This window comes from Aeromicrobium sp., from assembly GCF_047606445.1.
Lineage (GTDB): Bacteria > Actinomycetota > Actinomycetes > Propionibacteriales > Nocardioidaceae > Aeromicrobium.
Window position 1 is genome coordinate 1 of record NZ_JASGEK010000077.1, and the last position, 23,520, is coordinate 23,520.

Annotated in this window: 22 protein-coding genes; 17 read left to right on the plus strand and 5 right to left on the minus strand. The window is 68.7% G+C overall.

Translation table 11 applies throughout. From position 1 onward, the window contains the following. From QM621_RS14020 to QM621_RS14065, 10 genes are all read left to right on the plus strand, one after another. Window positions 1-534: transposase family protein (locus QM621_RS14020; RefSeq protein WP_414991006.1), on the plus strand; the 534-nt coding region annotated here is incomplete at its 5' end. 734 nt (window positions 535-1,268) lie between these two features. Further along, a complete protein-coding gene (locus QM621_RS14025; protein WP_414991007.1) occupies window positions 1,269-1,514 on the plus strand; it encodes an AbrB/MazE/SpoVT family DNA-binding domain-containing protein in 246 nt (81 codons plus the stop codon). 5 nt (window positions 1,515-1,519) lie between these two features. Next, window positions 1,520-1,894, plus strand: coding sequence for a type II toxin-antitoxin system VapC family toxin (locus QM621_RS14030; protein WP_414991033.1), 375 nt, complete (start codon window positions 1,520-1,522; stop codon window positions 1,892-1,894). Between the two features lie 68 nt (window positions 1,895-1,962). Further along, a complete protein-coding gene (locus QM621_RS14035) occupies window positions 1,963-3,000 on the plus strand; it encodes a FecCD family ABC transporter permease (protein WP_414991008.1) in 1,038 nt (345 codons plus the stop codon). After that, the gene (locus tag QM621_RS14040) at window positions 2,997-4,085 is read left to right on the plus strand and encodes a FecCD family ABC transporter permease (RefSeq protein WP_414991009.1); all 1,089 of its coding nucleotides are present in this window, start codon (window positions 2,997-2,999) and stop codon (window positions 4,083-4,085) included. The genes QM621_RS14035 and QM621_RS14040 overlap by 4 nt, the downstream gene beginning before the upstream one ends. After that, window positions 4,082-4,936, plus strand: a complete 855-nt coding sequence (locus QM621_RS14045) for an ABC transporter ATP-binding protein (RefSeq protein WP_414991010.1) — start codon at window positions 4,082-4,084, stop codon at window positions 4,934-4,936. Before QM621_RS14040 ends, QM621_RS14045 begins: the two co-directional genes overlap by 4 nt. Window positions 4,937-5,032: 96 nt before the next feature. After that, the gene (locus QM621_RS14050; RefSeq protein WP_414991011.1) at window positions 5,033-5,965 is read left to right on the plus strand and encodes an ABC transporter substrate-binding protein; all 933 of its coding nucleotides are present in this window, start codon (window positions 5,033-5,035) and stop codon (window positions 5,963-5,965) included. A 78-nt stretch (window positions 5,966-6,043) separates the two neighbouring features. Next, complete coding sequence (locus tag QM621_RS14055) at window positions 6,044-6,241, plus strand: hypothetical protein (protein WP_414991012.1); 198 nt, start codon at window positions 6,044-6,046, stop codon at window positions 6,239-6,241. Window positions 6,242-6,266: 25 nt separating this feature from the next. Continuing rightward, a complete protein-coding gene (locus QM621_RS14060) occupies window positions 6,267-6,761 on the plus strand; it encodes a hypothetical protein (protein ID WP_414991013.1) in 495 nt (164 codons plus the stop codon). Between the two features lie 123 nt (window positions 6,762-6,884). Beyond that, window positions 6,885-7,598 (plus strand): hypothetical protein, encoded by a 714-nt coding sequence (locus QM621_RS14065; RefSeq protein WP_414991014.1) that lies wholly within the window; start codon window positions 6,885-6,887, stop codon window positions 7,596-7,598. Between the two features lie 13 nt (window positions 7,599-7,611). Here QM621_RS14065 and QM621_RS14070 read toward each other — a convergent pair whose 3' ends face one another. Both QM621_RS14070 and QM621_RS14075 read right to left on the minus strand, forming a co-directional pair. After that, window positions 7,612-8,286: a response regulator gene (locus QM621_RS14070; protein WP_414991034.1), complete on the minus strand. Its 675-nt coding sequence runs from the start codon at window positions 8,284-8,286 to the stop codon at window positions 7,612-7,614. Between the two features lie 11 nt (window positions 8,287-8,297). Continuing rightward, window positions 8,298-9,350, minus strand: a complete 1,053-nt coding sequence (locus QM621_RS14075; protein ID WP_414991015.1) for a DUF4118 domain-containing protein — start codon at window positions 9,348-9,350, stop codon at window positions 8,298-8,300. A gap of 79 nt (window positions 9,351-9,429) precedes the next feature. Between QM621_RS14075 and QM621_RS14080 the strand changes: the two genes are divergently transcribed. The 4 genes from QM621_RS14080 to QM621_RS14095 all read left to right on the plus strand — a co-directional run bounded on the left by QM621_RS14080 (window position 9,430) and on the right by QM621_RS14095 (window position 15,822). Continuing rightward, window positions 9,430-11,316 carry an amino acid transporter gene (locus tag QM621_RS14080; RefSeq protein ID WP_414991016.1) on the plus strand — a complete coding sequence of 629 codons (1,887 nt, stop codon included), beginning with the start codon at window positions 9,430-9,432 and terminating at the stop codon, window positions 11,314-11,316. 32 nt (window positions 11,317-11,348) lie between these two features. Further along, the gene (locus QM621_RS14085; protein ID WP_414991017.1) at window positions 11,349-12,455 is read left to right on the plus strand and encodes a GuaB3 family IMP dehydrogenase-related protein; all 1,107 of its coding nucleotides are present in this window, start codon (window positions 11,349-11,351) and stop codon (window positions 12,453-12,455) included. A gap of 92 nt (window positions 12,456-12,547) precedes the next feature. Then, a complete protein-coding gene (locus QM621_RS14090; RefSeq protein WP_414991018.1) occupies window positions 12,548-14,128 on the plus strand; it encodes a succinic semialdehyde dehydrogenase in 1,581 nt (526 codons plus the stop codon). A gap of 11 nt (window positions 14,129-14,139) precedes the next feature. Then, entirely contained in the window at window positions 14,140-15,822 is a 1,683-nt protein-coding gene (locus QM621_RS14095) for a GMC oxidoreductase (RefSeq protein WP_414991019.1), read from the plus strand. Window positions 15,823-15,832: 10 nt separating this feature from the next. On the opposite strand, the gene QM621_RS14100 is transcribed toward QM621_RS14095, so the two are convergent. Further along, the gene (locus QM621_RS14100; protein WP_414991020.1) at window positions 15,833-16,123 is read right to left on the minus strand and encodes a hypothetical protein; all 291 of its coding nucleotides are present in this window, start codon (window positions 16,121-16,123) and stop codon (window positions 15,833-15,835) included. Window positions 16,124-16,164: 41 nt separating this feature from the next. On the opposite strand from QM621_RS14100, the gene rfbA reads away from it, so the two are divergent. Genes rfbA through QM621_RS14115 form a run of 3 tightly spaced genes read left to right on the plus strand, consistent with a single transcriptional unit; the run spans window position 16,165 to window position 19,445 of the window. Then, a complete protein-coding gene (gene rfbA, locus QM621_RS14105; RefSeq protein WP_414991021.1) occupies window positions 16,165-17,034 on the plus strand; it encodes a glucose-1-phosphate thymidylyltransferase RfbA in 870 nt (289 codons plus the stop codon). A 1-nt stretch (window position 17,035) separates the two neighbouring features. After that, entirely contained in the window at window positions 17,036-18,034 is a 999-nt protein-coding gene (gene rfbB / locus QM621_RS14110; RefSeq protein ID WP_414991022.1) for a dTDP-glucose 4,6-dehydratase, read from the plus strand. A 4-nt stretch (window positions 18,035-18,038) separates the two neighbouring features. Then, on the plus strand, window positions 18,039-19,445 hold the full coding sequence (locus QM621_RS14115) for a sugar nucleotide-binding protein (protein ID WP_414991023.1): 1,407 nt from the start codon (window positions 18,039-18,041) through the stop codon (window positions 19,443-19,445). 295 nt (window positions 19,446-19,740) lie between these two features. On the opposite strand, the gene QM621_RS14120 is transcribed toward QM621_RS14115, so the two are convergent. Together QM621_RS14120 and QM621_RS14125 are read right to left on the minus strand one after the other, a co-directional pair. Further along, on the minus strand, window positions 19,741-21,621 hold the full coding sequence (locus QM621_RS14120) for an anthranilate synthase family protein (RefSeq protein ID WP_414991024.1): 1,881 nt from the start codon (window positions 21,619-21,621) through the stop codon (window positions 19,741-19,743). A gap of 241 nt (window positions 21,622-21,862) precedes the next feature. Beyond that, window positions 21,863-23,473: a phosphatase PAP2 family protein gene (locus QM621_RS14125; protein ID WP_414991025.1), complete on the minus strand. Its 1,611-nt coding sequence runs from the start codon at window positions 23,471-23,473 to the stop codon at window positions 21,863-21,865. Window positions 23,474-23,520: the final 47 nt, after the last annotated feature.

The following is a 23,520-nucleotide window of genomic DNA, read 5'->3' on the forward strand; positions in this document are numbered from 1 at the left end:
ATCACGCCCCTGATCGGCGAGGTCCTGGGCGGCCACATCCCGACCGCCGACGACCTCGACCCCGACACCGAGCACATCGTCGACGGCACACTCCTGCCCTGCTGGTCCTGGAAGGACCAGCCCGGCCTGTACTCCGGGAAACACAAGACCACCGGCGTCAACCTCCAAGTCGTCTGCGACCTCGCCGGACGCCTCGCCTGGATCTCCGACCCCGTCGAAGGATCACGCCACGACGTCTACTGCCTCGACGCCTCCGGAGCCCTCGACACCCTCGACCCCGCCAACTGGATCGGCGACAAAGGCCACCAAGGACGCGGCATGAGGACACCCATCAAAAAACCCGCCCACCGGAGACTCCACCCATCCGAGAAAACATACAACACCAGCATCAACAAGATCCGCTACGCCATCGAACGAACCATCGCCAACCTCAAAACCTGGCGCATCGCCCACACCGACTACCGACGCCCCTACACCACATTCAGCCAAACCATTACAGCGGTTATCGGACTACACTTCTGGGCCACCTCGTGAATAAGCCTCATTATATCGGAATGAATGGAAAGCAGCACTTTTTCGTTGCTGAAGCCAAGGGTCGAATAGTGCTTGATGCGCGCACAAAAATGCTCTAAATTCCAAGGTGCAGACAGGCGTAGTGGGATCCGTTAATGGGCAGGCCCGCTTGAGGCGGTTTGGGGTAGCCGCGATAACGGGTGGTTCGAATATCGAGCCATATGTGACTGACCCTGAAGACCAGGTAGAGCTACCCGACCCTCGGGAGTGGCTGAGGGTCTACTACGAGTATGTGCGGGCGGTGTGCGGTCCCGAAGGAGAGGTCGTGGAGGCCAGCGCTGCTCCCAGGGACTGGGTGCCAGTCGGCCTGGACTCCCAGAGATGGTCACTCGGTGGGTGCGCGCTGACCCTGTCGTCTCCAGGTGGACGAACTTGTCAGCCGAGTGCGAACTGAGTTCCAGGACAGACAGTTCTTGCCTGACTCGACCATGGTGACCGTCCTCTAGCGCAACTGAGGGTTCATAGTTCCCGGTCATGGTATGGGTGCCGGGCCATGGTGAAGGCGCACTTGAAGGGTCCCGTGATGATGGGTGCTGTTCCGGGCTTACCAGGGTTGAGCGCAAGAAGTCGCTGGTGGCGAAGGGGCGGATTTGTTGCTGGAACAAGGGGAAGGCGTTCTGAACTGACGGCGGTTGCTGGCGGCGCCGCCGAGTCGTAGTGTGGCACGAATCGACTGAACGTGCCACCATGGATCTATGGTTGCCACAGTGACGGTCGGGCGGCAGGGGCGCATCGTGATCCCCGCCGAGATGCGTGACGCCCTCGGGCTCGAGGCGGGGGAGGAGTTGAGCGTGTCGTTGGATGGCACGGCTCTGGTGTTGCAGCGGCAGCGTGATGTCGCTGAGTCATTGGTGGGATACCTCGGGGACTATGCCACAGATGGTCGTTCGTTGGTCGATGAATTGATCGCCGAACGGCGAGCGGCGGCGGCGGGCGATTGATCGCGGTGCTCGACGCGTCGGCGCTCCTTGCCGCGCTGCGACGAGAGCCAGGTTGTCAAAGGGTGATCGACGCGATGTCGGCGTCGGTGGTCTGCTCGGTCAACTTCGCTGAAGTGGTGGGTAAGACACTCGATCAAGGCAAGGACACGAAGGCGATTCGACCGTGGCTGGAAGGTAGTGGCGTGACGATCGAGCCATTGACCGATGGCGACGCCCTCATCGCTGGTGAGTTACGAGGCTTGCAGGGCGGTCGGGGACTGTCGCTCGCCGATCGATGCTGCCTCGCGTTGGCCTTGCGACTGCCGGAGTGTCGGGTGCTGACCGCCGACCGGGCCTGGGCGGAACTCGCCCTTCCTTTGCGTGTCGAACTGATTCGCTGACCGCGCTCTGGGTTCATTCTTCAACTGACATGTAAGGTAAGCCTCATCTGTTATGAGATGAGGTGCGTGTGGCGACAACCGTAGCCGCCCCGACCGCGCGAGGCGGGAGGTCCGGGCTCACCCGGTCGATGGCGTTGATCGTGCTCGGCGCGGTCCTGGTCGGGATCTCGCTGCTGAGCCTGTTCGTCGGCAGCGGCGACATCTCGGCGGGCGAGGCGTGGCGGGCGCTGTGGCACAACGACCACAGCACGAACGCCGAGATCGTCCGCACCACCCGCGTGCCGCGCATGCTGCTCGGCCTGCTCGCCGGCGCCGCGCTCGGCGTGGCCGGGGCGCTCATGCAGGCGCTCACCCGCAACCCGCTGGCCGACCCCGGCCTGCTCGGCGTCAACGCGGGCGCCTACCTCGCCATGGTGCTGGGCTTCTGGATCGGCGGGGCCATGTCGACCGCGGCGTACGCGCTGTTCGCGATGGCCGGCGCCTTCGTCGCCTCCGGGCTCGTCTACTTCGTCGGCTCGCGGGGGCGCGGCGGGGTCAGCCCGGGCAAACTCGTGCTCACCGGCGTCGCGGTCAGCTGCGTGTTCACCGGCCTCGCCTTCGGCCTGACGATGATCGACCCGAAGTCCTTCGACGCGATCCGCGGCTGGCAGATGGGCACGCTGCAGAAGTCGAACGGCGAGGCGATCTTCTTCGGGGCGCTGCCCTATGTGGTGGTCGGGCTGGTCGTCGCGGTCGCCCTCACGCTCTACCTCAACGCCATCGCCCTCGGCGACGACCGGGCCCGCGCGCTGGGCGTCCCTGTCACGACCGTCCGCACCGTCGGCTTCGTCGCGATGACGCTGCTGTGCGGCGCGGCCACCGCCGCCATCGGCCCGATCTCCTTCCTGGGGCTGATGGTGCCGCACGCGGTCCGCGCCATCGTCGGCCCCGACCAGCGCTGGATCATCCCGGCCTGCCTGCTGGCCTCGCCGATCCTGTTCCTCGGCGCCGACGTCATCGGCCGGGTCGCCACGCCGGGCGAGCTGCCCGTCGGCATGGTGACGGCCTTCATCGGAGCGCCCGTCTTGATCTGGCTGGCCCGCGGACGAGGGGTGAACGAGCTGTGACGACATCCTCACGCGACCACACCGAGCTGGAGATCTGGCCGCCCCGCTTCCGCTTCGTCTCCACGCGCGGCGGCGGCCGTCTCCGCGTCGACCTGCGCACGGTGCTGGTGACCGTCGTGCTGCTGGTCGTCACCGCAGCGGTGTCGGTGTGGTCGCTGACCATCGGCTCGGCCGAGGGCGCGAACCTCCCGCTCGACCGGGTGGTCGGCGCGTTCACCGGCTCCGAGTCCGACATGATCCAGCGCATCGTCGTCGAAGGGCGGCTGCCCCGCGTCGCCGTCGCGGTCTTCGGCGGCGCCTGCCTCGCGCTCAGCGGCGCGATCTTCCAGACCGTCACCCGCAATCCGCTCGGCAGCCCCGACATCATCGGCTTCACCAGCGGCGCCAACACCGGCGCGCTGGTCGCCATGCTGGTGCTCAACCTCGGCTACGCCGGCGCCACGATCGGCTCGCTCGTCGGCGGCCTGCTCACCGGCGTCGTCATCTACCTGCTGGCCATGCGCGGCGGCATCGAGGGCACCCGGCTGATCGTCGTCGGCATCGGCGTCAGCGCCATGCTGGTGGCCTTCAATGGCTTCCTGCTCGCCCGGGCGAAAGTGGAGAACGCCGTCTCGGCGGCCGCCTGGGGCCAGGGCATCTTCAGCCAGTTGAAGTTCGAGGACATCCTCCCGGTCGCCGTCGCCCTGCTGCTGCTCGCTCCGGCGCTCGCCGTGCTGGCCCCGGGCATGCGCATGTTCGAGCTCGGGCCCGACTCGGCGCGCAGCAAGGGCGTCGACACCGAACGGCTGCAACTGCTGCTGCTCCTCGTGGCGGTCGGCTTCGTCGCCATCGTGACGGCGGTCGCCGGGCCGGTCGCGTTCATCGCGCTGATCGCGCCCCAGGTGGCCATGCGCTTGTCCCGCAGCCCGGGCATCCCGCTGGTCACCAGCGCGGCCGTCGGGGCCACGCTGCTGGTGATCAGCGATGTGATCGCCCGCAGCCTGCTCGCTCCGGTGCAGTTGCCCGTCGGCGTGGTCACCACCGCGCTCGGCGGCGTCTACCTGCTCGGCCTGCTCATCGCCCAGTCCCGAAAGGCGTCCGTGTGACCAGTTCTGAAACCGGCCGGCTCCACGCGGTCGACGTCCAGGTCGGCTACGACCAGCGCACGATCATCTCCGACCTCGACGTCACGATCCCCGACGGCTCGTTCACGGTCATCATCGGCCCGAACGCCTGCGGCAAGTCGACGCTGCTGCGCGCCCTGTCGCGGCTGCTCAAGCCGACCAAGGGGACGGTCCTGCTCGACGGCCGCGACGTCGCCGAGTACCAGGGCAAGGCCTTCGCCCGCGAGATCGGCCTGCTGCCGCAGCAGTCGCTCGCGCCCGAGGGCATCACCGTCGTCGACCTCGTCTCGCGCGGCCGCTTCCCGTACCAGACCCTGTTCAAGCAGTGGACCGACGCCGACGAGGAGGCCGTGCGCGGCGCGCTGGAGGCCACCCGCCTCGTCGAGCTCGCGCACCGCCGCGTCGAGGCGCTGTCGGGCGGCCAGCGCCAGCGGGTCTGGATCGCGATGGCGCTCGCACAGGAGACGCCGATCCTGCTGCTCGACGAGCCGACCACCTACCTCGACCTCGCCCATCAGCTCGAGGTCTTGGAGTTGTGCTCGCGGCTGAACGCCCAGGGCCGCACGCTCGTCGCGGTCCTGCACGACCTCAACCAGGCCGCCCGCTACGCCACGCACCTCATCGCGATGCGGGCCGGCTCGGTGATCGCCGAGGGCTCGCCCGCCGAGGTGGTCACCGAGGAGAACGTCGAGCGCGTCTTCGGCGTGCGGTCGCGGGTCGTCGACGACCCGGAGACCGGCACCCCGATGGTCGTGCCGCTGGCCGTCGGCGCCGTCCAGGACGCCTCGCTGCCCGGCGACACCGCCAACCTGCGGGCTCAGGCCCAGGCCTGACCCGCTCGAGAACCCCACAAGAAAGAAGAACGATATGAAACCCATGCGCACCCTGGGCGCGGCCGCCATCGCGGTCGCCCTGCCCCTCTGCCCCTCGTGCTCACCGCCTGCGGCTCGTCCGACGACGACAAGGACAGCGCCGACGGCGCCTGCGGCGGCTCCGAGGAGATCACCCTCGAGGACGGCGAGCCGCGCGTCGTCGCGCTCGGCTGGTCCGACGGCGAGATCGCCCTGGAGCTCGGCGTGAAGCCGGTCGCCGTCTACGACTGGATGGCCTTCGGGGAGGAGAACAAGGGCGTCGGCCCGTGGGCCTGCGAGGCCTTCGGCGACGAGGCTCCCGAGCTGCTGGAGAACACCGGCGAGGGCTACAACTACGAGCAGATCGAGCTGCTCGAGCCCGACGTCATCCTCAACGTCCGCGCGGGCGTCGACGCCGAGGTCACCGAGCGCCTGGAGCAGATCGCCCCGGTCGCCTCGGCCCCGGAGGGCACCGCCGACTTCGCCGTCGACTGGCGCACCCAGACCGAGATCGTCGGCGAGGCCGTCGAGAAGGACGACGAGGCCACGACCGCGATCGAGGAGACCGACGCCGTCATCGCCGAGGCCGCCGAGGCCAACCCCGACTTCGCGGGCAAGACCTTCGTCTTCGGCACGAAGTACGACGGCTCCTACGGCGCCTACCTCGAGGGCGACGCCCGCTTCGACGTGTTCGCCGCGCTCGGCTTCGTCGCGAACCCGGCGCTCGACGGCCTCGAGACGTTGGGCTTCTCGGCCACGGTCCCGGCCGAGAAGGTGTCCGCGCTCGACGCGCAGGTCGCGATCCTGACGACGATCTTCCTGCCGCTGTCGGACCTGGAGGAGGATCCGCTCATCACCTCGCTCGACGTGGTCAAGGATGACCGCGCGGTCATCCTCGACGAGAAGGACGAGATCGTCACGGGCTTCTCGGCGGGCACGCCGTCGTCGATCGCGCTCGCGGTCGAGAAGGTCGTGCCGCTGCTTGCGGACGCCACTGCGAAGGTCTCCTGACCGAGCGCTCCACCGAGGCCGGGATCGTCGAAGGGCGGTCCCGGCCTCGGCCTATGCTGGGCGGAGAAGGAGGCGGTCATGAGCGCGTTCGGGTTGACCATTGAGCGAGTGCGCGCCGAGCTGTCCGCCGACCTGCGCGAGCCCGATCCGTTGCTGACCCGCCTGCCGGAGGCGCTCGAGCCGCAGTTGCGCGAGCTCGGCCCGGCACTGACCGCGCTGCCGACCTCCGTCGACGCCGAATTGTGTGAGTTGACCGGCGAGATCCACCTCGTCTGAGGCGAATTTTCCTTAGGGTGGCGGTATGAGCCTGCCGCCTCCGGGCCGTCTCTCTCGGCGCGGCCGGTGGATCGTGGTGGCGCTCGTGCTGGAGCCTGTCGACGCCGATGGCGCGTCGCCGTTCACCGACTCGGTCGCCGGCGACGAGGTCGACTTCTCCTCGGCGTCCCGTGACCAGATCGACGAGGCGACTGGCAACATCGGCTGTGACCTGTACGCCGACGGCTCCCACGGCTGCGGCGTCCTGTCGTACATCAACGACGAGCCGTACGGCGGCAACGAGATCGGCGACGCGCTCTGGTGGATCGACTTCCCGGCGTCGGGGGAGCCCGACATCTTCGCGCGCGGCGACGCCCCCGCCTTCGGGGGCTTGCGCTTCGCCGCCGAGACCGTCGAGTACGGGGCGGTCGTGTACTACGGCGACTTCGTCTGCGCCTCGGAGGAGGACGGCCTGACCTGTTGGAACGCCGAGACCGGCCACGGAGCCTTCATGCACCGCGACGGGTACGAGGCGTTCTGAGTTATCCACAGGGGGTCGTCTCCTCGTCGTCCCACTGTCCACAGGCGGCGAGATGCCGCTTTCCCCTCGGTCGAGCGTGCACTTTCCTTGAGCGAGGGGGCGATGAGCGCCCACACTGAAGGGGTGATCACGGTGGGTCTGGAGACGCTGGTGAACGTCGTCGTGCTGTTGTGCGCGCTGGGAGGCTTCTACGGCTTCGTCCGGCGCGACCTGCACGCGCTGCGTGACGAGCTCAAGGGCGACATCGCACAGCTGCGAGCCGACCTCACCGAGACGCGTGGTGAGTTGAAAGGCGACATCGTTCGTCTGGAGGCGAAGATCGACCACGTCGCGCAGGAGGCCAAGGCGGATCTTGCCGCAGCGCGGATGGAGTGGAAGGAAGGGCTGGCCGAGACGCGGACGGAGTGGAAGGAAGGCCTGGCCGAGGCGCGGACGGAGTGGCGTGACGAGTTGAGCGAGGCGCGGACGGAGTGGAAAGAGGGGTTGGGCGAGGCGCGGACCGAGTGGAAGGAAGGCCTGGGCGAGAGCCGGACGCAGTGGCGCGAGGCGTTGGTGGAAGCGCGGGCCGAATGGCGTGAGCAGGGTCGGCTGCTGATGCGCAAGATCGACGCCTTGGAAGCGGACATGGTCGCGTTGCAACAGCGAACCGGCGAGGAGGTCCGGCGGGCCCGTGAGGAGTTGGCGGCCAGGATCGAACGGTTCCATCTCGAGGAGCTGGCCCACTTCCGGTTGCTGTCCCAACAGATCTTCGAGTTGGCGAACGGGAATCGACCCACGCCGCACCCGACCTGGCAACGAGCCGGCGGAATCGAGCTCGGTCCGGCCGCGAACGGCTGAGCCCCCGCGTGGCTCAGCCGGGGTCGAAGCGGTAGCCGAGGCCGGGCTCGTTGAGCAGATGACGCGGGCGCGCGGGGTCGGCCTCCAACTTGCGTCGCAACTGGGCCACGTAGAGCCTCAGATTGCCGTCGGCGTCCTCATAACCCGGTCCCCACGCCTCCCGCAACAGATGCTGGCGGCTCATCAACACTCCCGGACGGCGGACGAAGATCTCCAGCAGTTGCCATTCGGTGGGGGTCAGACGGAGGTCGACCCCGTCGCGGGTCACCCGCCGTGCGGCGAGGTCGACGGTGACCGCGCCGAAGGACACCACGGGCGGATCCTCGTCGGCGGGGACGCGACGGGTGAGAGCGCGCAACCGGGCGAGCAACTCGTCGGCCGAGAACGGCTTGGTCACGTAGTCGTCGGCCCCGGCGTCGAGCGCGTCGACCTTGTCGGCGCTGTCGGAGCGGCCCGACAAGACCAGGATCGGCGTCTCGGCCCAGGAGCGCAGCCGCTCGATCACCGCCAGACCGTCGCCGTCGGGCAGCCCGAGGTCGAGGACCACGACATGCGGCAGGTCCTCGGTCGCGCAGGTCAGCGCCTGCTCGCCGGTCGCCGCCAGGCGCACCCGATAGCGGTGCGAGCGCAGCAGGATCTCCAGCGTGCGACGCAGCCGCGGGTCGTCGTCGACCACCAGCACGCGCACGTCGACGGGCGTCATGGCGCCACCAGTAGCCGCAGGCTCATCGTCACGCCGCCACCGGGCGTCGTCGTGGCGTCGAGGCTCCCGCCCATGGCCTCGGCGAGGCCTCGCGAGAGCGCCAGACCCAAGCCGATCCCGTGGCTGACGCGTGCGTCGCCGTCGTGCTGGAACGGTGTGAACAGGCGCGCGTGACGCTCTGGGAGGATGCCGGGCCCGTGGTCGACGATCCGCACCTGGACCTGGCCCTCGTCGACGTCCGCCTCGACGAGGACAGGGGTGGTCGCGTGCTCCAGCGCGTTGCCGATCAGGTTGGCGAGGATCCGGTCGAGGAGGCCCGGATCGGCCAGGACGTCGGGGAGGTCGTCCGGCAGCCGTGTCATCACGCGGGCGTCATGGTCGAGGTGCGACACCACGGTGATGACGACCTCCGTGAGCTCGGTCGCCCGAGGCCGTGACGGCAGGGCCCCGGCTTCCAGGCGCGAGAGGTCGAGCAGATTGGCGATCACCGCGTCGAGGCGGTCGAGGCTCGCGTCGGCGTCCGTGAGCAGATTATGGGCGTCTTGCTCGTCGAGCGGCGCGCTGAGTGCGGTCGAGACCGCCGTCTTCGCCGTCGCCAGCGGCGAGCGGAGGTCGTGGCTGACCGCCTGGAGGAGGGCGGTGCGGAGTCGGTCGACCTCGGCGAGCGCCGCCGCTTCGGCCGCGATGGAGTCGGCGCGCTGTCGACGTCGACTCGCGATGTCGACCACCGACGACACCGCCACGGCGACGGTGAAGAACACGACCACCGACAGCGCGTCGTTGGGGTCGGCGATCGAGAAGGCGTGACGCGGGGCGGTGAAGAAGAAGCCCAACGACGCGGTGCTGCAGGCCGCCGCGAGCAGCGCGGGCCAGCGGCCGCCGACCAGCGCCACGACGACGGTGCCGAGCACGAAGGCGAGCGCGTCGCTCGTGAGCGTGAGTGGTCCGCGCAGCGCTATCAGGCCGATGCTCAACACCACCGGAACCGCCACGGCGAGCGTGTAGCCGACACGCCGGCGGAGCGGACTGAGGGCGGACGGACGACTCACCGGTCCAGTGTGACGCGTGCGCTGTTAGGAAGTTGTCAGGATCGGCGTCGACCGCGTGATTCGGTGCTCGACTGGTCGGGTGGTATCTGTGCTCACGCGCGCGCCCGAACGCGCCGACTATCCCTCCTCTGAACGTCGTCACCACTGGTCGAAGGTGATGTGCCTGACCGGTGTCGACTATTTCTCGACGCTCGGCTACCAGCCCGGCATCGCCGCGCTCGCCGCCGGAGCGGTGGCGCCGCTGGCCACCCTCGTGCTCGTCGTGCTGACGCTGTTCGGGGCGCTGCCGGTCTACCGCCGCGTGGCGTGCGAGAGCCCGCACGGCCAGGGGTCGATCGCGATGCTGCAACGACTGCTGCCGTCGTGGCGGGGCAAGCTGTTCGTGCTGGTGCTGCTCGGTTTCGCGGTCACCGACTTCATGATCACGATCACGCTGTCGGCCTCGGACGCGGCCGCGCACGTGGTCGAGAACCCGCATGTCCCGGCGTTCCTGCACGGGCGTGAAGCCGTCATCGCCGTCGCCATGATCCTCGTGCTCGGACTGGTGTTCCTGCGTGGGTTCAACGAGGCGATCGGCGTGGCGGTCGCGCTGGTCGTGGCGTACCTGGCGCTGAACGCGGTGGTCCTGATCGTCGCCTTCGGCCAGGTCGTCGCCGCGCCCGAGATGGTCGGCGACTGGCGGGCCTCGCTCACCGCGCAGCACGGCAACCCCTGGCTGATGATCGCCGTCGCGGTCATGCTGTTCCCGCAGCTCGCCCTCGGGATGTCCGGCTTCGAGACGGGCGTCGCGGTGATGACGCACGTCGAGGGCGACCCGTCCGACGACCCCGCGCGACCCGCGGGCCGCATCCGTCACACCGGCCGTCTGCTCACCGCGGCGGCCCTCGTCATGAGCCTGTACCTGCTGGCCAGCTCCCTGGCGACCACCTGGCTCATCCCGGCCGAGGAGTTCGAGGAGGGTGGCGAGGCGAACGGTCGCGCGCTGGCCTATCTCGCGCACGACTATCTCGGCGAGGGGTTCGGCACGCTCTACGACGTCGTGACGATCGCCATCTTGTGGTTCGCGGGCGCTTCGGCGATGGCGGGCCTGCTCACGCTCATCCCGCGTTACCTGCCGCGCTATGGCATGGCCCCGCAGTGGGCGGCGGCGGCGCGACCGCTGGTGGCGGTGTTGACGGTGATCGCCGTCGTCGTGGTGGGGATGTTCGACGCCGACGTCGACGCCCAAGGCGGCGCCTACGCGACCGGTGTGCTCGTGCTCATCACCTCGGCGGCCGTCGCCGTGACCTTGGCGGCGCGCCGCGACGGAGAGCGCGGCCAGCTGTGGGCCTTCGGCGCGATCACGCTGGCGCTCGTCTACACGACGGCCAGCAATATCGTCGAACGGCCCGACGGCGTGCGGATCGCGGGCGTGTTCATCGCGCTCATCGTGGCCGTGTCGATCGTGTCGCGCGCGGGCCGGTCGCTGGAGTTGCGGACGGGCGAGGTCGTGCTCGACGAGCGCGCCGAGGAACTGGTCCGCGCCGTCCGGGGGCCGCTGCGACTCGTCGCCCACCACCCGGGCTCGGGCGACGCCGCGGAGTACCGGCGCAAGCTCGCCCAGATCGTCTCCGACAACGCCCTGCCGGACGCCCGCGGCGTCGTGTTCGTCGAGGTCCGGGTGACCGACCCGTCCGACTTCGAGGCCCCCGTGACCGTGCGCGGGACCGTGGCCCACGGGGCGTACCGGGTGTTGCGGGTCGAGGCGCCGAGCGTGCCGAACGCCCTCGCGGCGCTCTTGCTGCGGGCGCGGGATCTGACCGGCGCCCGGCCGCATGTCTACTTCGAGTGGACCGAGGGGCATCCGCTGGCGAACCTCGTCAAGTTCTGGCTGCTCGGCCATGGCGAGATGGCGCCGCTGACCCGCGAGGTGCTGCGGCGCGCCGAGCCGGACCCCTGTCGACGTCCCCACGTGCACGTGGGGTGACCCGGCCGCCGGGACGCATTAGGCTGCACCGCATGGCCGATATCGAGATCGGAACCGCCAAGCGCGGTCGCCGGGCGTACTCCTTCGACGACATCGCGATCGTGCCGAGTCGGCGCACCCGCGACCCCGAGGAGGTCTCGACCGCCTGGCAGATCGACGCCTACCGCTTCGACCTGCCGGTGATCGCCGCGCCGATGGACTCGGTGATGAGCCCGGCCACCGCCATCGCCCTCGGCCGGTTCGGCGGCCTCGGCGTGCTCGATCTCGAGGGCCTGTGGACCCGCTACGACGACCCCGAGCCGCTGCTGGCCGAGATCGCCCAGCTCGACCGGGCCGTCGCCAACGCGCGCATGCAGGAGATCTACGCCGAGCCGATCAGACCTGAGCTGATCACCAGCCGCCTGCAGGAGATCCGCGACGCCGGGGTCACCGTCGCGGGCGCGCTCTCCCCGCAGCGCACCAAGCAGTTCGCCGACGTCGTGGTCAAGGCCGGCGTCGACCTGTTCGTCATCCGCGGCACCACCGTCTCGGCCGAGCACGTGTCGAGCCAGACCGAGCCGCTCAATCTCAAAGAGTTCATCTACGAGCTCGACGTGCCGGTCGTCGTCGGCGGCTGCGCCACCTACCAGGCGGCGCTGCACCTGATGCGCACCGGCGCGGCGGGCGTGCTCGTCGGCTTCGGCGGCGGCGCGGCGCACACCACCCGCGACGTCTTGGGCATCGCGGTGCCGATGGCCTCGGCGGTCGCCGACGTCGCCGCGGCCCGCCGCGACTACCTCGACGAGTCGGGCGGCCGTTATGTGCACGTCATCGCCGACGGCTCCATCGGCCGCAGCGGCGACATCGCCAAGGCGGTCGCCTGCGGCGCCGACGCGGTCATGATCGGCTCACCCTTCGCCCGCGCCACCGAGGCGCCCGGCCGGGGCTGCCACTGGGGCGCCGAGGCCTGGCACGCCGAGCTGCCGCGCGGCGAGCGGGTCGAGTTCGGCGCGGTCGGCTCGTTGGAGACGGTGCTCTTCGGCCCCTCGCGCGTGCCCGACGGCACCATGAACCTCATCGGCTCCCTGCGCCGTGCGATGGCCACCACCGGCTACACCGAGCTCAAGGAGTTCCAGCGCGTCGAAGTGGTCGTCGGGTAAGGTTTTCCTTACTTCTCCGATGGGCCATCCTCGATGGCCGATCGGCCGACAAGCGTATGAACCTCGTCACGAGGAGGAGTACGCTACGGCTCATGCCGACCACGACGTCGAACGTCTCTGAGACCGTCTCCTTCTCCGTCGACCCGGCTCGCGTGGCCCAGCTCACCGCTCTGGTGCGCTCGACCACCGGCGAGACCCGCGTGACGACCACGCCGTTCACCGGCGAGCCGCTGGCCGAGGTGCCGGTGTCGAGCCTGGACGACGTCGACACCGCCTTCGACGTCGCCCGTGCCGTCCAGCCGCGCTGGGCCGCGACCTCGCTCAAGCAGCGCTCGGCCGCCCTGCTGCGGCTGCACGACCTGCTGCTCGCGCACCGCGACGAGCTGACCGACCTCGTGCAGCTGGAGTCGGGCAAGAGCCGCAAGAACGCCCACGACGAGGTCGTCCACCTCGCCCTCACCGCCCGCTACTACGCCCGTCGGCTGCGCCATCTCGGCTCGCCGGAGCGTCGCGTCGGCGTCTTCCCGCTGCTGACCTCGATCACTGTCAACCATGTGCCCAAGGGCGTCGTCGGCATCATCAGCCCCTGGAACTACCCGCTGACGATGGCGCTCGCCGACGGCCTCCCGGCCATCGCGGCGGGCAACGTCGTGGTGCAGAAGCCCGACAGCCAGAGCCCGCTCACCGCGCTGGCCGCCGTCGAGCTGCTGCGCGCGGCGGGCTTCCCGGCCGACGTCTGGCAGATCGTCTCCGGCGCCGGCTCGGTCGTCGGCACCTCGATCGTCGAGCAGTCCGACTACATCTGCTTCACCGGCTCCACGGCCACCGGCACCGGCATCGCCAAGCTCGCCGCCGAGCGGCTGATCGGCTACTCGCTGGAGCTCGGCGGCAAGAACCCGATGATCGTGCTGCCCGGCGCCGACGTCGAGAAGGCGGCCCAGGGCGCGGTCGGCGCTTGCTTCTCCTCGGCCGGCCAGCTGTGCGTGTCGATCGAGCGGCTGTACGTGCACGACTCGCTCTACGACGACTTCCGCGACGCCTTCGTCCGCCGCGTCCAGGCCATCAGCCTCGGCGCGAGCCTCGACTGGGACGTCGACATGGGCTCGCTCGTGTCGGCCTCGCAGCTGGAGACCATCGCCAAGCACGTCGAGAACGCGGTCGCCAACGGCGCCACGGTGCTCGCCGGCGGCCGCGCCCGCCCCGACCTCGGCCCGTACTTCTACGAGCCGACGGTTTTGGAGGACGTCACCGACGCGGCCGAGTGCTTCGCCGAGGAGACCTTCGGCCCGCTCGTCTCGCTGTACCGCTACAGCGGCGTCGAGGAGGCCGTCGAGCTGGCCAACGCCGGGAACTACGGCCTCAACGCGTCGATCTACGGACCGGTCGCGCTGGCCCAGTCCATCGCACCTCGCATCGTCGCGGGCACGGTCAACATCAACGAGGGCTTCGCGGCGACCTTCGGCAGCGTCGACGCGCCGATGGGCGGCATGCGCACCTCGGGCACCGGCCGCCGTCAGGGCGACGAGGGCTTCTACCGCTACACCGAGACCCAGGCGGTCGGCACGCAGCGGCTGCTGCCGATCTCCGGTCCGCCGGCGGTCCCGGCCAAGCCGTACGCCGCCATCCTCACGCTGCTGCTGCGCGTCCTGCGCCGCACCACCACCCGTCGGTGAAAGGGAAGAACATGGCTGAGTTCGACTACGACGTCATCGTCATCGGCTCCGGTTTCGGCGGGAGCGTCTCGGCGCTGCGGCTGACCGAGAAGGGCTACAAGGTCGCGGTGCTGGAGGCTGGCAAGCGCTTCGAGGACGAGGACTTCGCCAAGACCTCCTGGAACCTGCGCAAGTTCTTGTGGATGCCGCAGATCGGCTGCTACGGCATCCAGCGCATCGACAAGCTCCGCGACGTGCTGATCCTGTCCGGCGCGGGCGTCGGCGGCGGCTCGCTCGTGTACGCCAACACGCTCTACGAGCCCCTCGACCCGTTCTACAAGGATCCGGCGTGGGGCCACATCACCGACTGGAAGAAGGAGCTCGCGCCCTACTACGACCAGGCCAAGCGCATGCTCGGCGTGAGCGTGTACCCGCTGGAGACCGAGGCCGACCGGGTCATCAAGAAGGTCGCCGCGGACATGGGCGTCGAGGGCACCTTCCACCACACGCCCGTCGGCGTGGTCTTCGGCGAGCCGGGCGCCGACGTCGGCGACCCGTTCTTCGGCGGCGCCGGTCCGCAGCGCAACGCCTGCAAGCAGGTGGGCGAGTGCATGACCGGCTGTCGCCACAACGCCAAGAACACGCTGGTCAAGAACTACCTCTACCTGGCCGAGCAGAACGGCGCGGAGATCCACCCGCTGACCACCGTCGTCTCGGTGCGACCGCTGCCCGGCGGCGGCTACGAGATCGAGACGCGTCGCACGAACAAGCGCTTCCGCCCGCATCAGAAGCTGCGCGCCCAGCAGGTCGTCTTCGCGGCGAGCACGATGGGCACGCAGAAGCTGCTGCACAAGATGAAGGACGCCGGCAACCTGCCTAAGGTCTCGGACCGTCTCGGCCTGCTGACCCGCACGAACTCCGAGGCGCTGCTCGGCTCCATCGCCGACGGCAACGACATCGACTACAGCGAGGGCGTCGCGATCACGTCGTCGTTCCACCCGAACGAGCACACCCACATCGAGCCGGTGCGCTACGGCAAGGGCTCGAACGCGATGAGCCTCATGCAGACGGTGCTCACCGACGGCGCCAGGAACGAGCCGCGCTGGTGGACCTGGCTCAAGGAGATGTGGAAGCAGAAGACCAAGCTCTTCCAGCTCTACGACTTGCGGCACTGGTCCGAGCGCACGATCATCGCGCTCGTCATGCAGACGCACGACAACTCGATCACCACCTACACGAAGCGGGGCCTGTTCGGCCGCAAGCTGACCTCCAAGCAGGGTCACGGCGCGGAGAACCCGAGCTTCATCCCCGAGGCGCACGAGGCCGTCCAGCTCATGGCCAAGCACATGAAGGGCACCGCCGGCGGCACCATCGGCGAGCCGTTCAACGTGCCGATGACGGCGCACTTCATGGGCGGCGCGTGCATCGGTGACTCCCCGGAGACGGGCGTCATCGACCCCTACCACCGTTTGTACGGCTATGACGGGTTGCACGTCGTCGACGGCTCGGCGATCTCGGCGAACCTCGGCGTGAACCCGTCGCTGACGATCACCGCGCAGGCCGAGCGGGCGATGTCGTTCTGGCCGAACAAGGGCGAGGCGGACGCGCGTCCGGAGCTGGGCGCGGATTACACCCCGATCGAGCCGGTCGCCCCGGTGAGCCCGTCGGTGCCGGCCTCGGCCCCCGCCGCACTGCGCCTGCCGATCGTCAGCTGACTCCTTCGCCTCACTCGACCCCTGGGAAGAGAACCACGCCTTCGAGCATCGTCTTGACGGTTTTCCAACTTTCTGTGAATGCATTCCAGTAAACTAATTCTCTGAGACGGCCGTCCCGTACTGGTTGAAGAACGCAGGCTTGCCTATTTTTCGATCGCCCGTGACGACCGCCAGGTAAGTCGAGATGGCTTCGTGAATAATCCTCGTCCTCAATAATTCTCTTTAAATCGCGCGGCAACTCGCCGTTTTGCTTCTCGTTCGTTGTGGACGTGTTGTTGTGCGTCCGGGTCAGAAGCTGCACCTTGGAAGGGTAGAACTCCGGCGCATGGCAGGATGGTCACCGTGAAAGGCATCATCCTCGCTGGCGGCTCCGGCACTCGACTGCATCCGATCACCCTCGGGGTGTCGAAGCAACTGGTCCCGGTCTACGACAAGCCGATGGTCTACTACCCGCTGTCGACCCTGATGCTGGCCGGCGTCGACGAGATCCTCGTCATCACCACGCCGCACGACGCGCCCGGGTTCCACCGGCTCCTCGGCGACGGGTCGCAGTTCGGCATCTCGCTGACCTACGCCGAGCAGCCCTCGCCCGACGGCCTCGCCCAGGCGTTCACCATCGGCGCGGACTTCATCGGCGACGACAAGGTCGCCCTCGCCCTCGGCGACAACCTGCTGTACGGTCCGGGGCTCGGGAGCCAGTTGCAGCGCTACTCCGACGTCGACGGTGGCGCGGTCTTCGCCTACTGGGTGAGCGAGCCGAGCGCTTACGGGGTGGTCGAGTTCGACGCTGACGGCACCGCCGTGTCGCTGGAGGAGAAGCCCGCCGAGCCGAAGAGCAACTATGCGGTCCCCGGCCTCTACTTCTACGACAACGACGTGGTCGAGATCGCCCGGAACCTCCAACCGTCGGCGCGTGGCGAGTACGAGATCACCGACGTCAACAAGGCCTATCTCGAACAGGGCCGGCTCCAGGTCGAGGTGCTGCCGCGCGGCACGGCCTGGCTCGACACCGGCACCTTCGACCAGATGGCCGACGCCACCGACTACGTGCGCACCATCGAACGCCGCACCGGCCTGCGGATCGGCGTGCCCGAGGAGGTCGCCTGGCGGCGCGGCTTCCTGTCCGACGACCAGTTGCGCGAACGAGCCGAGAGGCTCGTGAAGTCCGGCTACGGATCGTACCTGCTGACCATGCTCGAACGGGGTAAGTGACATGTCCCATCTGCTCGTCACCGGAGGCGCCGGGTTCATCGGCTCCAACTTCGTCCATCACGTCGTGGCGCACACCGACCACCGGGTCACCGTGCTCGACGCGCTGACCTACGCGGGCAACCGCGCCTCGCTCGACGGCCTGCCCGAGGACCGCTTCTCCTTCGTCCACGGCGACATCACCGACGCCGGGCTGGTCGACCGGCTCGTCGCCGACAGCGACGCGGTGGTCCACTACGCGGCCGAGTCGCACAACGACAACTCGCTCGACAACCCCCGGCCGTTCCTCGACACCAACATCATCGGCACGTACACGCTGCTGGAGGCGGTCCGTCGCCACGAGCGCCGCTTCCACCACATCTCCACCGACGAGGTCTACGGCGACCTCGAACTCGACGACCCCGAGCGGTTCAGCGAGTCCACGCCGTACAACCCCTCGTCGCCGTACTCCTCGACCAAGGCCGGCAGCGACCTGCTGGTCCGGGCGTGGGTGCGCTCCTTCGGCGTCCAGGCGACGATCAGCAACTGCTCGAACAACTACGGTCCGTACCAGCACGTCGAGAAATTCATCCCCCGGCAGATCACCAACGTCATCCGCGGCATCCGTCCGAAGCTCTACGGCAAGGGCGAGAACGTGCGCGACTGGATCCACGCCGACGACCACTCCTCGGCGGTGCTGACCATCCTCGACCGGGGCGAGATCGGCGAGACCTATCTGATCGGAGCCGACGGCGAGAAGAACAACAAGGACGTCGTCGAGCTGATCTTGACCGCGATGGGCCAGCCCGTTGACGCCTACGACCACGTCACCGACCGCGCCGGCCACGATCTGCGCTACGCGATCGACTCCACCCGGCTGCGCACCGAGTTGGGCTGGCAGCCCCAGTACCGCGACTTCGAGGCCGGCCTGGCCGCGACGATCGAGTGGTACCGCGAGAACGAGGCGTGGTGGGCTCCGGCCAAGGACGCCACCGAGGCCTTCTACGCGGCCAAGGGCCAGTGATCCGATGACCGAGTTCGGCAAAGACCTCAGCGTCGCCGAAACACCGATTCCCGGCCTGCTGGTGATCGAATTGCCGGTCCACGGCGACCCCCGGGGGTGGTTCAAAGAGAACTGGCAGCGCGAGAAACTGTTAGCACTGGGGGTTCCCGACCTCCGTGTGGTCCAGAACAACATTTCATTCAACAACGATGTCGGCACGACCCGCGGCATACATGCCGAACCATGGGACAAATTCGTTTCAGTCGCGCACGGAAGCATCTTCGGCGCTTGGGTGGACTTGCGGGCTGGCGACACTTTCGGTCAGACCTTTACCGCCGAGCTTGGACCGGATCGAGCAGTCGTGGTGCCGCGTGGCGTCGGGAACTCCTACCAGAGCCTTGCACCGGACACCGTTTACACCTATCTGGTCACCGATCATTGGTCTGCGGAATCCGACTACACGTTCCTCAACCTCGCCGATGAGACGGTGGCCATCGATTGGCCGATCCCCTTGGACCAGTGCGAGATCTCCGACAAAGACCGACAGCACCCGCCGTTGAGCGCCGTAACGCCGTTCACGCCTCGGCGCGCCCTGGTCGTCGGCGCGAACGGCCAGCTCGGGCGAGCGCTGCGCGCAGCGCTCGACGGCCAAGAGCATGTCGATTTCGCCGACATCGACACTCTCGACATCACCGAAGACCTGTCTCAGGCCCGGCCATGGCGGCAATACGACACGATCATCAACGCAGCCGCCTACACAGCGGTTGATCGAGCCGAGACACTTGAGGGCCGCGCCGCCGCATGGCGGGTCAACGTCGAGGCCGTGGCCAACCTCGCACGGGTGGCGACCGAGCATCGGTTGACCCTCGTCCACATCTCTAGTGATTACGTCTTCGATGGGACCACCGAGATCCACGTCGAGGACGAGCCGCTGACTCCCCTGGGCGTCTACGGTCAGACCAAAGCCGCCGGCGATCTTATCGCCAGCACTGTTCCTCAGCACTACATCCTTCGTACGAGTTGGGTGATCGGCGACGGATCTAATTTCGTGAGGACGATGGCCTCGCTCGCCGAGCGAGGTGTCGACCCGCGTGTCGTGGACGATCAGCACGGACGCTTGACTTTCAGCCAGGATCTGGCTGAAGCAATCGTCCATTTGATCTCCGGAGACGCGCCTTACGGCGTCTACAACGTCTCGAACGACGGCCCCGTCCTCTCCTGGGCGCAGATCGCACGGCGCGTGTTCGAACTCTGCGGGCACGATCCGGAGCGGGTGACGCCAGTGACGACGGAGGCGTACTACGCGAACGTGGACGGGCCCGTCTCTCCTCGCCCGACTCACAGCACTCTCGACCTCGCCAAGATCCGCAGGACCGGTTTCACGCCGCTCGACGCGGACATAGCCTTACAGAATTATCTCGCCCGATGCTGACTGGCTAGGAAGGTGACCAAGTGGGGGTCGCGGCCGATGAAGGCGGCGAGGACGGTCCTGTTGAGCGCCGTCGGCCACAGCCCTGTGCGTCAGGCTTAGGTGAGGGATCGATGAAGTGCCGTACCGGAGCTTGGCGCAAGAGCGTCCGCAGTGCAGTGTCCCGACTCGGAGAGGCTCATCGGACGAAGATCGGTGACGCCGAGGCGATCCGCACCTGAATGCCTCGTCACGTCGTCGTTCGGCATCGCCGAACCCCTGGAATTTCAGGGGGAAATCCGTCCAGTCGTACGTTCGCCTAACTCAGGAGGTCGAGGACGAGGTCGCGGAGGATGGCGAAGCCGTTCTGGGTGAGCACGGACTCGGCGTGGAACTGGACGCCGCGGTAGTGCGGGCCGGCGACGACATGGATGTCGCCGGACTCCGCGTCGGCCTCGACCGTCACGCCCTCGGGCAGGCCCGACTCCGGGACGCGCGCGACGAAGGTGTTGTAGAAGCCGACCGTCTCGGTCCGGCCCAGCACCTCCAGCCTGCTCTGCGTGCCCTGGAAGACGATGTCCTTGAAGGCCAGGTCGAGGCCGATGCGGTGCGAGAGCGCCTGATGGCCGAGGCAGATCGCCAGGAAGGGGCGCTCGGCGGCGAGCAGTCGGTCGACGACGCCGTGGATCGTGGCGATCTTCGGGTCGCCGGCGTCGCGCGGGTCGCCGGGGCCGGGGCCGACCACGACGAGGTCGTAGCCGTCGAGCGCGCCCTCGGCCGCCAGCTCGGGGGCGTCGTGACGGACGATGTCGGTCGTCATGCCCAGCACCCCGAACACGTGCGCGAGCATGTTGACGAAGTCGTCCTCGCCGTCGACGATCACGACCTTCTTGCCGTCGAGCGACGGCTCGGCGACCGCGTCGGACTGGTCGGTCAGCCAGAACTGGCTGAGCCGCTGGTTGCGGGCGCCGAGCGCCACCAGCACGTCGTCGGCCTGCGTGAACGCGGCGTAGCCCTCGGTCGCCGGGGGCGCGGCCTCGACCAGGCCGAAGGCGCTCAGCACGCCGCTGGCCTTCGCCCACGTCTCGGCGGTCTCGTAGTCGGGGTCGGAGTCGCGCACGAGGGTCGCGCCCGCGGTCACGCTGAGCCGTCCCTCGGTGTCGACGTCGGCGGTGCGGATGAGGATCGGCGCGTCGGCGCGCACCCCGCCCTCGGCGTCGCGGCCGATCAGCGCGGCCACCGACGAGTAGTAGCCGCGCCCCTCGTCCTCGTACTTCGCGATGAGGCGGCAGGCGTTCTCGACGGGGCTGCCGGTGACCGTCGCGGCGAACATCGACTCGCGCAGGATCTCGCGCACGTCGAGGTCGCTGCGCCCCGACAACAGGTACTCGGTGTGCACCAGATGCGTCATCGGCTTCAGGTAGGGGCCGAGCACGAGGCCGCCCTCGTGGCAGATGCGGCACATCTGCTTGAGCTCCTCGTCGACGACCATGAAGAGCTCGTAGATCTCCTTCTCGTCGCGCAGGAAGTCGAGCAGCGCGGCCGTGCGGTCGGCTTGCGTCTCCAAGCCACGCAGCCGGAAGGTGCCGCTGATCGGGTTCATGCGGACCTCGCCGTGCTCGACGCTGACGTGCCGCTCCGGGCTCGCGCCGACCAGGTGGCGGTCGCCGTTGAAAATGCAGAACGTCCAGAAGGCGCCCCGCTCGCGCTCCAGCAGGCGCCGGAAGACGGTCAGCGCCTCGTCGTGGCCCCACCGGTCGAGTTGGGCGCGGTAGCGGCGTCCGATGACGAGGTTCGCGCCCTCGCCGTGACCGATCTCCTCGTCGATGATCGTGCGGACCAGGGCCGAGTACTCGGCGTCGCCGGTCTCGAAACCGCCGGAGTCGGCGAAGGTCACCGGGACGTCGGGCAACTGCTCCAACAGCTCCGCGAGCGGCGCCTCGACGCACATCTCGGCGCGGATCACGCTGAGCGGCGTGCCGTCCTGGTGGGCCTCGTAGCCGCGCTCGCGGACCTGCGCGAAGGGGATGAGCGCGAGGTGGTCCCAGGTGGGATGGCCAGTGGCGTCAGTCAGCACGGGAAGGTCGTCGAGGGAGTCCACGTCGAGGCGCGGGCCGCCGATGAGCGTGACGGTGTCGGCCTCGCGGGCGCGGATCAACGCGAACGCGGGCTGAGCGAGCAGATCGTCCAACTGGGTCATGATTCCTCCGTGATCGCCCGACCGACACCCGAACACAACAACGCCCAGGCCCCGGTCGAGGGGGTCTGGGCGTGCGTCGACGGCAGTCCTCCTCTACGGGAGGGGCCACCAACGACGCGAGTTCATGGAATGAGCGTACCGGGTCGCCCTCCCGTGACAGCCTCGCGTCCAGGAACCGCTGGTTATTCAGGTCGTAGGGATGTCGTTCCCTGCCTCGAAGGGACGAGGAAGGGACGGAGCCTCAGGAGGAGCCGGCGGGGAGGGCGAGGACGGGGACGCGGACCAGCACCACGCCGGGGCGGACCTCGGCGGTGATCTCGGTGCCGCTCTCGACCGGGTCGCCGTCGAGCTGCATGGGGGTGGTCGAGGTGGCCGTGATGCGCACCCGGCGGCCGGTGAACCGCGCGAACTTCTCGGTGTTGCGCTTGCGACGGGTCAGGATCTTCCAGACGATGCCGAGCCAGCCGAGGAAGCGGCGCGGGCCGAGCACGACCACGTCGAGCTGGCCGTCGTCGATCAGCGCCTCCGGCAGCAGCGGGAGTCCGCCCTGCAGGAAGCCGACGTTGCCGATGACGACGGTTCGGGCGCGCATCGTGGTCGGCTCGCCGTCGTCCACGGTGATCGTCACCTTCATGCCGGGGAAGCGCAACGCCTTGAGACCGGACACGAAATAGGCCAGATAGCCGACGCGCTTCTTGAGGTCGTCGTCGACGCCGGTCATGATCATCGCGTCCATGCCGAGTCCGGCCATGACGAGGAAGGACGTCTCGACGCCTGCGTCGTTTTTGAAGCGCGCGAGGTCGATGGCCTTGTCCTGGCCGCCGAACGCGACGTCGAGCGCATCCCTCGCGTTCAGTGGAATGCCGAGATTTCGCGCCAAAAGGTTTCCGGTGCCATGAGGTATCACGCCAACAGCGACGCCAGTGCGCGCGACTTCCTCGCAGACCGCCCGGACGGTCCCGTCGCCGCCGGCGGCCACGATCAGGTCGGCGCCGGCGAGCAGCGCCTCTTGCGACTGCCCGTAGCCGGGGTCCTCGACGGTGGTCTCGAACCACAGCGGCTCGTCCCAACCGTGTGCCGAGGCGACGAAGCGCACCCGGTCCTTGAAATCCTCGAGATCGCCGACCTTGACCGGGTTGAGCACGACGGCGGCCCGCTTGGCGCCGCTGCCGGTGTGCGTGGCCAACTGCGACGGCTGGCGGTTCGCGTCGGTCGCGACGAGCAGCCACAGGCCGAGCGCGATCAGCGACCCGAAGGCCAGCCCTGCGACGATGTCGCTGGGATAGTGCACGCCGAGCAGCACCCGGCTGACCGCCACGGCGGCGGCGATCACCGACCACAGCGTCAGCAGCGCGCGCCGCTTCGGTCCTCGCCCCGTGGTGACGATGGTCAGCATCACCGCGACCACCAGCAGGAGGCCCGCCCCGGCGCTGTGGCCCGACGGGAAGGACCAGCCGCCGATCGAGTGCAGGTCGCCCTCCTGGTCGGGACGTTCGCGCATGACGATCTCTTTGAACACCTGATTGCCGATGAGCACGATCACGCCGCTCGCGGCCAGCCAGAGCGCGATGCGCCACTCTCTCCGCCACGCCGCCCAGGCCACGACCACGACGAGCAGCCCGGCGACCTCCCAACTGCCGAAGGCCAGGGCGAGCGCCTCGCAGACGCGCAACAGCCAGGTCGTGTCGGCGGTGAGGTCGACGGCGCGCTCGGTGAGGTCGCGGTCGAGCGTGCCGAAAGGGTCGTGCCCGGTGGCCGCCGAGATGGTCAACGCGACCAGGATGACGCCGAGCGTCCCCAGGATGGCTGTGAAGACGCCCGACTTGCTCGGCTCGGCGCGCCGCAGATCCACCGACACAATGATCCTCCCGTCGGCCCGCCCCATGCGCGCCGCACCGG